Source organism: Mesorhizobium sp. M7A.F.Ca.CA.004.12.1.1 (assembly GCF_003997835.1).
Lineage (GTDB): Bacteria > Pseudomonadota > Alphaproteobacteria > Rhizobiales > Rhizobiaceae > Mesorhizobium.
In genome coordinates this window covers 1-422 of the sequence record NZ_RZRK01001532.1, presented here as the reverse complement: position 1 = coordinate 422, position 422 = coordinate 1, and the positions used below count along the sequence as shown (strand labels likewise).

Annotated in this window: 1 pseudogene; it reads left to right on the top strand. The window is 62.1% G+C overall.

From position 1 onward, the window contains the following. Nucleotides 1–207: 207 nt before the first annotated feature. A pseudogene (locus tag EN984_RS37400) lies at nt 208–422 on the top strand (ribose 5-phosphate isomerase A); the annotation flags it as partial.

The following is a 422-nucleotide window of genomic DNA, read 5'->3' as shown; positions in this document are numbered from 1 at the left end:
GGCGAGCTTCAAGAAATGAAAACCCCGCCACAGCGGCGGGTCGTTGGCGCAAATCAGCACCATAACCAAAAATGTAGCATAGCTGCCCTCACCGGTCAAGGAAATAATTCCTACGCAGGATCACCTGGGGACCCGCCGCCTGGGGCTTTGACCGGACCGGCAAAAATGCTACGAGCCCGGCAGCGAATTTCCGGGGCAATAACCGACATGGATGCAAGGCAGTTGAAGGTCGAAGCCGCGCGGGCAGCACTCGCCCATGTGAGCGAAGGCATGCGGCTCGGCATCGGCACCGGCACCACGGCCGAAGAGTTCGTGCGGCTGCTTGCCGAAAAGGTCGCCACCGGCATGACCGTCATCGGCGTGCCGACTTCGGAGCGCACCGCGTTGCTGTGCCGCGAACTTGGCGTACCGCTGTCGACGCT